The following is a 9,767-nucleotide window of genomic DNA, read 5'->3' as shown; positions in this document are numbered from 1 at the left end:
AATCCATTGCGGCAAGCGGTTCGCTCAGTTTCACGGGACCGGACAGCCCGGTCTTACGTGATTATGCCTATATGTATCAATATGATTCGCGTAACCGCTGTATTGCCAAGAAATTTTCGGGTTGTGACTGGCGTCCTGTTGTATTGGGTGTCAGCTATTATGATGATTATTCTTTCACAGGATACAGCGGCATTCCAACCTTGACCAATTCATCTGTGGGGTATGAACCGGATGCGTTATATGACAAGCAGTAAAGGGTTGCTGACAGGAACCATTACAGCATAATTGGATGATTTCTCCACATCACCCGAGTATCTTTACAGTGTTATGTATTACGACCATCAGAGTAGAATTGTACAAGCTAAATCTAGCAATCACTTATCGGGTGGGCTGGAAAAGGAATATTTGTGTTACAACTTTACGGGACAGCCTTTGAAACGCAAATATATCCATTCTGCCAAAGACAAACCTACCCAAAGTGAGGTTTATGATTATGCATACAACCATGCGGGACGCCTTTTGAAGACCGTACATCAGTTGAACGATGGTCCCAGTGCTACGCTCGTTGACAATGAGTACGATGAACTGGGACGTTTGAAATGCAACAGGCGCAACGGCAATTCGAATCTGAAGACGGATTATGCCTACAATGTCCGCTCGTGGATGAAAGGGATAAGCGGTCCGTTGTTTAACCAGAGGGTATATTATACGGACGGTGTTGGTGTTCCTTGCTACAACGGAAATATCAATAGCATGACATGGAAGACAGGAGACTCTTCGGCTGATAAAGGTTATAAGTATTCCTGTGACGGGCTGTCACGCTTGACGGATGCCGTATATGGAGAAGAAACGTCATTGTCCGCTAATGCGGACCGGTTCAATGAACAAGTGACCGGTTATGATAAGAACGGGAATATCACAGGCTTGCTGCGTTACGGGCAAACCGGTGCTTCTACTTATGGCTTGATAGACAACTTGAACCTGGCGTATGAGGGTAACCAATTGAAATTGGTCTATGACAATGCAACCAATTCGGTTTATGGCAACGGAATGGAGTTTAAAGACGGAGCAAGCCTTTCTACAGAATACTCCTATGATGCGAACGGAAATTTAATACAAGATTAAAACAAAAAGATTACTGATATTGAGTATAATTCTTTAAATTTGCCGTGTCAGGTAGAGTTTGAGAACGGAAATAGTATCTCTTATCTGTATGATGCCAACGGCACGAAGCTTCGCGCTACGCATGTGATAGGGAATGATACTACCGTAACTGACTACTGCGGCAATGTGATCTATGAAAATGGTGCTCCCAAAACGCTGTTAGTGGAAGGTGGCTATGTCTCTTTGAACGATAATAAGTATCATTACTTCATTCAGGATTATCAGGGCAACAACCGTGTGGTTGCCGATGAAGACGGTATCGTGGAGGAAGTGAACGACTATTATCCATTTGGCGGGTTGATGGCTTCTTCTGTCGGTTCTGTTCAGCCTTATAAGTATAACGGGAAGGAACTGGATAGAAAAGGCGGATTGGACTGGTATGACTATGGGGCGAGGATGTATGATGCTACATTGAATAGATGGCATTCTATGGATCCGTTGGCGGAGAAATATTATAGTTGGTCGTCTTATGCTTATTGTTTAGGAAATCCCATAATGTATGTGGATCCCAATGGAACTTTTACATCTCCTTATTATACAACAAATGGTCAGTTCCTGGGTGTAGATGAATATGGATTTACTGGAAATATTTATATCACTGATAAAGAAGTTTTTGATAAAAACTCTAGAAATGGAATAGCAAATTCAAAAGATATACAGGGAGATAAAAATACAATTTTAATGAAAGATAAACTTTTAACATCAGCAGCCGAATCACATATATATACAGATGTACTAAAGAAAAGTGCAGATACTAGACTTGATATGTCACAGCTCTATAATGGCGAAGTGTCGATTGTAGAAAATGTGGTGAGGAAGGGAGACGAGTTTATTGGGAAAGGGTATAATAATCCAGATGGTCATAGATATGCACCTAAATACAACCAATCGTATGTTGATGGAAAAATTAGGGTCACAGTAGGACAAGGTTCTAATCAGCATGACTTATATACGGTGGAAAGTATACAGAATTATCTAGGGGTACATGAATATTATGGACATGGAATAATGAACTGGAGTACAAGAAAAACTCATTGGAAATGTTATAATGCTCAGTTGCATCATCCTACGTTTCAAAAATTGCCAAAATATCAACAAAATGAAATCAAACAAAGAAATCGTGAGTTTTATATCAACAGGAATAATTAAGCGCTTTTGCTGTTTCACATTTTTTATTATGCTACTAATGCATACATATGCTCAAAAAAGTGAAATATCAATAGGACTGGAAATACTGACCGTTGTCCAAAGTGATTTTCGTCCTCTAGCGTTGCACAAAGTGAAAGGCGATACTATCCCCGTCAGAGTAAGTTTTGAATTTTTTGTCATGAATCATACTGACAAACCTCTTTTGTTCGGTTCTAACACTCGACATTATTATAAAAGGAATTGGGATAACTCAAGTTATGGAGAAATAGGACGATTTTTAATGATTAATGGTACTGATTCGATTGCTTTATATACAGATTATGGTTCTTTGGTCCTTAGCACGCCAAAAGATACTGTTGCTTATTGGGCTTCAATTGAAAGTGTGGAAGATTCAAAAATACATCCCGTTTTTGTTCCCTTTTTACGTCATTGGGGAAATTCAGGAAAAGACTGGATAGGTAAACTTTATAATTATTTTAAAGATAGCCGTTTTGTATATATACCGATTTTATCAGATTATCGACGAAGACTTGGTGAGTTTGAAGATAAATCAATCATAGAATCCATTGTTTATCCCCGTGAAGTCATTGAGATAAAAAAAAGAGAGCCTTTCTTTATCTGTATATCTGATTTTGAAGGTAATTATTATTTCTACCCAAAATAACTTGAATTTAAAGAAATCTGTCTTACCCTGATATAAGTTGACTGAGAAAATAGTCAATTTGTATCAGGGTATTTTATATTCTTTCATATGTTACCAACGGGAACCTGACAAAAGATTTGAATAGGAATATTGTTGATATTCAATATAATTCTTTAAATTTGCCTTGTCGCATAGAATTTGCTGACGGTAATGGTATTTCTTATCTGTATGATGCGAACGGCAGGAAACTCCGTACTGCGCACATAATAGGAAATGACACTACTGTGACGGATTATTGCGGCAATTTGATCTATGAAAATGGAGTAGCAAAGACTTTGTTGACTGAAGCCGGCTATGTGTCTTTGAATGACAACAAGTATCATTACTTTATACATGATCATCAGGGAAACAATCGAGTTGTTGTCAGTGAGGATGGAAGCGTAGAGGAGGTTAATCATTATTATCCGTTTGGCGGTACGTTTGCTTCGTCCCAGTCTGTTCAGCCTTACAAGTATAATGGCAAGGAACTTGATAGGAAGAATGGTCTTGATTGGTATGATTATGGGGCGCGTATGTATGATGCAGCGCTTGGCAGATGGCATGCGGTGGATCCGATGGCAGAGAAGTTCTATTCGTTAAGCCTGTATAACTATTGTTTCGATAACCCTGTTAAATATATAGACCCTGACGGGAAACAAGGTAGACCTACACATCCACCTGTGAGAAGAGGATATCGGAACGGAGGCAGACCCAATCCTTATGCTTTCTATCCAAGAGGAATGAGACCGCAGTCTTATGTACAAAAAACTTCTATGACTTATCGGGGAAATGGCACAAGGCAGATTGTAGGAATGGGACCTCAGACTATTTTAAATATGGTTAATACTCCGGGTGGTAATGAGGTGCAGATGAGCAATAATAATGAGCTCGGAATGTGGCTGTCAGGTTTTGTTGATTTGACAAGCAATTATATTGAATTCAGAGAAAAATTGATAAGTCTTGTTAGCACTGTGCGTTATGGAGAAGATGGCAATGTTCAAAATAGCACGGAAATAGTGATAGATGATCCTCAATTGGCTATGCAACAACTTGATTACGAAATGAAAGCAAGGGAGATAGAAAAGGGGTTAGGAGAAGTCGACTTTACTGGAAAATCATTGATCGAAAGTCTCGAAATGCTTTCAGAACGCAAGAAAATTATACAAGATAAAATAGGTATATCTCCGAAAGAGATTATACAGACAGAATTGTTTCTTCACCCTGAAAGGTTCCGATTTGGAACATCAGCAAGAAGAATCCTGCCTGAATTGATTCAACATTAATATATTTATGAAAAAGAGAAGAAAGAAGTGGACAACTAAGAATACTCATATAGAAAGAAAAAGGAAAAAGGAGATTGTTGAATATAAAAATACGCCATACACAATAATTTTAGCAATTATAGGTGTGGCTACAGCAATAATTGTTATATTATCTATTGCCTTGAACAATCATATTGTTGGCTATGATCATTATATTGGTATTCCTCATGAATGGGTACATTCCTTGTTAAAGTAACTTTTCTCTGGCATAAGATTTCAACTTATGCCAGAGTCTTTCTTGTATTAAGGTAATGTCTTGAATCTGTATTGCCCTGATATAAATTGACTAAAAAAGCCAATTTATATCAGGGTATTTTATATTTTCTCTATTATGATACCAAGGGAACAAAGTGCCGAACAACGTACATAATAGCCGAAAGGTCAAGCGGATACAAGATATACAGGTGGCATTAGTGGGACGAATTATATATAATCTTTCTTCAAAAAAATATCTTGTTCCGATATGAACAGTGTCAAAATTACTCTTATCTTGTATCAGAGACAATTCTTCTATTAAAAGTCCTTAACAAAACCCCAATCCATCACTTTTTTATTTGTTTCTTTACACCAAATTTGGGTATAGTGTTGTCTTGTCATTCGAGGCAGCACTTAATTTTGCTTAGATAGTTAATGGAGAAACTCAGTATAAATGCTTGTCCGGTGTGTGGCAGTACGCACTTGAAACGCGTCATGACTTGCACGGATTTTTATGCTTCGGGCGAGCAGTTTGAACTGTATTCGTGTGAGGACTGTGGATTTACATTCACACAAGGAGTCCCCGTGGAAGCAGAGATAGGCAAGTATTATGAGACTCCCGACTACATTTCCCACACGGATACGCGCAAGGGCGCGATGAACAGCATTTACCATTATGTACGTTCCTATATGCTGGGTCGCAAAGCGCGTCTGGTAGCCAGAGAGTCGCATCGTAAGACGGGGCGCTTGCTCGATATAGGTACGGGAATCGGTTATTTCGCTAATACAATGATGCGTCGTGGCTGGAAAGTAGAAGCGGTGGAGAAAAGTCCTCAGGTACGCGAATTTGCGAAAGAGCATTTCGAACTGGAAGTGAAGCCCGAATCGGCTTTGAAGGAGTTTGCTCAGAATGCAGGAGGAATAAATGTGAATAGTGTTTGGGGAAAGATAGAGTATCCAATTTTGCAGAAAAAAGGAGTTGATATTATTTATCATGTAATACCATAAAATTATGATTACGAAAGAACATCTTGAAATTTACAAGAAATATCATGGTAATGGGGATGCGTTAGCTCATGTAGCAACATTGACAGAGAAAGAATTCATGGATTATAAACATTGGTCTTTGATTGATGGATTCATGCAAGATTTGTTTCTTATAAAAAACAAGAAAGTTTCAGTTTCTTTTATAGAAGATGTAAATAAAAGATTAAAAGAGTGTTGTGATACGGAAAATACAGCGCAAATTTTAAAAGAAATGATTCTGTTTTAATTTTGCCTTACACGTGATTTTCGTATTTATGTCCTGATGTAGGCTATAGCTAACCCTTATCCTATATCAGGGCTTTTTGTTTTGATTCTTCTCTAAGTTTGATTAGAAAAGAATGGCGGTCAGTTGTATAATAAAATAAATTCAATATCTCCCAAATATTGGGAACAATATGGTATAAAATGAAAAGAGTACGCACAAAAATCGGTGATGTGTTTTCTGTGAAGGTTTCAGAAAACGAGAAGAAATACTTTCAATTGATAGCTTTTGATTTGACACAGTTGAATAGTGATGTAATCAGAGCGTTCAAGAAGGTATATGGAATCGAAGAACAACCTCCATTGGCTGAAATAGTTAATGGTGAGGTTGAGTTCTACGCCCATTGTGTGACAAAATCGGGAGTGAAACTTTCCCTGTGGGAAAAGGTCGGGAGTATTCCGGAAGTAGGAGATATTAAACATATTATTTTTAGAGACACAGATGAAGCAGATCGCAAAGAAGGCGATCCTTTTCTTGAGGTCTCTCATAAATGGTATGTGTGGCATATCGGAGACGATGACTTTAAAGATGTAGGAAAATTGCGAGGTAAGAATCGAGAAGCAGAGATTGGAATGGTCATAAATCCATATAGTATAGTTCATCGAATAAAGACAGGCAAATACAACTTCTATTATCCTGGTTTTGAATAATTATCCTCCTTAGAACTGGATTTTTTTGAATATAAATGACTACTCTAATATAAAGCTTTTGGCTGATATATTAGAGTAGTTTTTTATTTTTAAGGCAAACTGTCTTACCCTGATATAAGTTGACTGAGAAAATAGTCCATTTGTATTAGGGTATTTTATATTCTCTAATATGCTACCAATGGTAATCAGACAAAAGATTTAAATAACGTCAGTTCGATATAATTCAAAACAATGCAAGTTGCCTGTCTTTGATGAATTCGATATCAATGACCGGCTTCTTCTCAAAAAAGCAATATGCTGCAATTGCCGAGAGGGCATTCGCAATGAAGTTGTTGAAAGAGCGGTGTCTTGAGTGCTCTATCTGTGCGATATTCTTCAGTTCATCATTAACCGTTTCAATCAAGGCACGTTTCCTTAACAGGATTTTATCCGCAATGTTCATCAGAGAGTTCTTCATTTTATTCTTTACTTTGGTTATCAATTGTATACCATCAAGAAACAGAGTTTCAAACAATGCCTGTCCGATATACCCTTTGTTGGCACACAGTTTTCCTTTTATATTATCTAAGAACCGTCCCTGCTTCAAAGGTTCCCGGTCATCTACATTTCCCAGTGTGAACATAAAATTGAGAATCTCACCTTTATCATTGATTATCAAATGTAATTTAAACCCAAAGAACCATCCCATCAAGCATTTCCCTCTCTCGGCGAGACCTTTAAATGTCTTATGAACGAATATGCGTTGGTTACGACACACACGCAAGGGAGTGGAATCCACAAAACTGATACCCATGCAGGTTCCTAAAAGTACCTGTTTGATGAAGATTGTCAGTGGGAGCAACACTTCCTTCTCCAATTCAACAAACCGATTATAAGACACACGTTTGGGAAACAGATGGGGCAGATGCTTGCAGACATATTCCTGATAATAGTGTTTGAAACATCGAAAACCGCCGGAATGAAACAGGATGAGAATGACCATAATTTCCGCAGCACTCATACGGTTAGGTTTGTTACGATGCTTATGGGATGTATCCTTAATCATATATGTTTCTTGTTGGATAGCAAATTCCTTGAAAAAATCGTCTGCCATACAATAAATCTCTGTAACTTTAGCCTCTGAGAACATAGTGGTAATCGTTTAAATGTTATAATTGAGCACTATAAATTTAATACTTTTATCACTATGTTCCTAATATTCAAACGGATAATTTTAGCACTTCTATCGAACTGATTCTATTTATAATTCCGTTCCGGCAGAAAAGCTTAACGGTTCTCCGTATCTTTCATACAACGTACGGAAAAAGCATGGGAACGCCCCGCGGAATGAGTCCATGTCTTATCAGCCGATTTATAATATATCGCACTGCCACCCTGGTCTTTATCATTTCCGTAATTAGTAGCAGGTGAGTTCGACCAATAACAAGCGGCAGTTGTAGAATTATTAGTAGTACGGTCTGACGGATTAGACCCCCAGCGAGCACCAGCTAACGGCCAATAAGCATAGTTCGTACCGTCATAACAGTATCTTATCACTCCGATACTCGCTTGTTTCACATACTCACCACTCTTTTCCACCTCTGCCAATACTCCCGGAGATACCACACGGTAACCTTTCGGACAAGGGTCATAGATAGACTTATGACCGTCAGACGGATTATTAAAAGTATTCGATTCGTTCGGATTTCCCCAAAAATCATCCTTACGGTCAGTACGCGCACCTGTCCACGCTCCCAAATACCAGTCGGACTTCGTATTATCCACTGTCGCAGTATAAAGCAACTCACGGGGATGTTCTATGGAGAAACGGACATCCGTAGCCTCGGTGGGCATTGAGTAATACCCATTTGCCCCCCAACCGAACGGAGTAGGACGTCCCCATTGGAAATAAACTCCATTCGTCTTCCAGTTATCTTCTATCGTATATGTGCCCAAATTACGGTCTTGAACAATATAACCGGTATTCCCGTAAACATGTTCTGCCGGAACAGGCGTCATCCATACGATAAAGCTCCATAGAACGGTCGAACGGTCTTCTCCGTAAATCGCTACCTGACCGCAACCACCATTATAGCCATTCGAAACCTTATAAGAATTGACTGTAATACTATACTCACTGCTTATCGGAGAAATATCCGTTGTAGAGCCGTTAACACCTACCATCTTATGACCGTTGTTCAAATCACAATTGAAAATAGTTCCGGCATATTTTGGCTCTTCCACTTCCATAAAGTTACCACGTGCCTTTACACTAATCGTATTGTTCACGCCGGAAGAAGAAATAGTAGTCATTATACAGTTTGATTCACCATATGCCCATCCACCGGCTAGCAAACGCGTCTCCACAGGTTCATACCATTCACATGAGTTATCCGAAAGTTTCAAGTCATTAATGGCAATGACATTGACAGCATTTGCCTGTAACGATTTCCCTTCTTTCAAGATAGGAATGGTAACTGTCGTCTGATTATCACCTTCCAAAGTAACAACGATATAGACCTGCTTATCTTTTAATTCTGCCGGATACGTGGTCAGATAGAGCTCCTGAGTAGTGGCAAGTAGTTCGGGAACGGCTAAAGAAACAGTCGCATACGGTTTATTTTCCGAATCGAAAGTCAGTTCGTCCGTATCCAGATTGGCAGTAAACGTACCGGAAAGAGGTGTCCGGGTATCCTTATCATATAAAGATACACTTTTCAGTTTATAAGTAGAAAGCTCCTGCGAAGAAATGCTGAATTTCACATACGCCATCGGATGCCTCAGAGAAAACTGTGCAGATTTACTCGTACTGCCCACTGTCGTTGTTGCATAGGCAAAACCATATTTACCGATATGGTGACTATCCCCAGGCTTGCTCTGCTCCTGTTCAGTGGCGAGAGAAGCAGTAAGCTTATTACCCTCGTCTGCCAGTTTCGTACTTGCCTTATAAGGATAATAGACAAGAATTTTCGTTTCTCCCTCTTTCGCCGGATTTACACCTTCCGCTGTAAAAATACCGGAGTTCTGTCCGACAGATTCATCGCTCAATAAAGCCTCCACATTATCTATATCCGCCCCTTCGGTGCGGGAGAAAAGTCCGAGAGCATCCCCATCACTCCAAAGTACCGGATAAATATCTCCCGTCTTATCACCAATAGAAGTACGTGTCCGGGCAGAAGTAAGCCCTATCAACGTGAATTGCGACTTTTCGAGCAGTTCTTTATTCCCGTCAGACGAAAAGATATCCTCTTGCGTACAGCTCGTCATTACCAGAGCTACTACGCAGACTGTCAATAATATATTTTTCATATTCATGT

Annotated in this window: 9 protein-coding genes and 2 pseudogenes; 9 read left to right on the top strand and 2 right to left on the bottom strand. The window is 39.2% G+C overall.

Annotation, left to right across the window (positions count from 1 at the left end; translation table 11 throughout):
• Positions 1-71: 71 nt before the first annotated feature.
• From CLIN57ABFB40_RS13180 to CLIN57ABFB40_RS13145, 9 genes and pseudogenes are all read left to right on the top strand, one after another.
• The gene (locus CLIN57ABFB40_RS13180; RefSeq protein ID WP_175630532.1) at positions 72-254 is read left to right on the top strand and encodes a hypothetical protein; all 183 of its coding nucleotides are present in this window, start codon (positions 72-74) and stop codon (positions 252-254) included.
• Positions 255-327: 73 nt separating this feature from the next.
• Positions 328-1,125: a hypothetical protein gene (locus CLIN57ABFB40_RS20315; protein WP_254871775.1), complete on the top strand. Its 798-nt coding sequence runs from the start codon at positions 328-330 to the stop codon at positions 1,123-1,125.
• 39 nt (positions 1,126-1,164) lie between these two features.
• Entirely contained in the window at positions 1,165-2,313 is a 1,149-nt protein-coding gene (locus CLIN57ABFB40_RS20310) for an RHS repeat-associated core domain-containing protein (protein WP_254871774.1), read from the top strand.
• Complete coding sequence (locus CLIN57ABFB40_RS13170) at positions 2,264-2,977, top strand: hypothetical protein (protein ID WP_175630531.1); 714 nt, start codon at positions 2,264-2,266, stop codon at positions 2,975-2,977. The genes CLIN57ABFB40_RS20310 and CLIN57ABFB40_RS13170 overlap by 50 nt, the downstream gene beginning before the upstream one ends.
• A gap of 86 nt (positions 2,978-3,063) precedes the next feature.
• Positions 3,064-3,648 (top strand): annotated as a pseudogene (locus tag CLIN57ABFB40_RS20305) (RHS repeat domain-containing protein); the annotation flags it as partial.
• Positions 3,649-4,285: 637 nt separating this feature from the next.
• Positions 4,286-4,513, top strand: a complete 228-nt coding sequence (locus CLIN57ABFB40_RS13160; protein WP_175630530.1) for a hypothetical protein — start codon at positions 4,286-4,288, stop codon at positions 4,511-4,513.
• Between the two features lie 434 nt (positions 4,514-4,947).
• Positions 4,948-5,469, top strand: a pseudogene (locus tag CLIN57ABFB40_RS13155) (methyltransferase domain-containing protein); the annotation flags it as partial.
• Between the two features lie 55 nt (positions 5,470-5,524).
• On the top strand, positions 5,525-5,785 hold the full coding sequence (locus tag CLIN57ABFB40_RS13150) for a hypothetical protein (RefSeq protein WP_175630529.1): 261 nt from the start codon (positions 5,525-5,527) through the stop codon (positions 5,783-5,785).
• Positions 5,786-5,964: 179 nt separating this feature from the next.
• Positions 5,965-6,471, top strand: a complete 507-nt coding sequence (locus tag CLIN57ABFB40_RS13145; RefSeq protein WP_175630528.1) for a hypothetical protein — start codon at positions 5,965-5,967, stop codon at positions 6,469-6,471.
• A gap of 223 nt (positions 6,472-6,694) precedes the next feature.
• Here the strand turns inward: CLIN57ABFB40_RS13145 and CLIN57ABFB40_RS13140 are convergent, their stop codons facing one another.
• Both CLIN57ABFB40_RS13140 and CLIN57ABFB40_RS13135 read right to left on the bottom strand, forming a co-directional pair.
• Positions 6,695-7,600, bottom strand: coding sequence for an IS982 family transposase (locus CLIN57ABFB40_RS13140; protein WP_175630527.1), 906 nt, complete (start codon positions 7,598-7,600; stop codon positions 6,695-6,697).
• 137 nt (positions 7,601-7,737) lie between these two features.
• Entirely contained in the window at positions 7,738-9,759 is a 2,022-nt protein-coding gene (locus CLIN57ABFB40_RS13135; RefSeq protein ID WP_175630526.1) for a hypothetical protein, read from the bottom strand.
• Positions 9,760-9,767: the final 8 nt, after the last annotated feature.

Origin of the sequence: Bacteroides acidifaciens (assembly GCF_903181435.1) — a bacterium.
Classification (GTDB): Bacteria; Bacteroidota; Bacteroidia; order Bacteroidales; family Bacteroidaceae; genus Bacteroides.
This window is presented reverse-complemented; position numbering and strand designations above follow the sequence as displayed.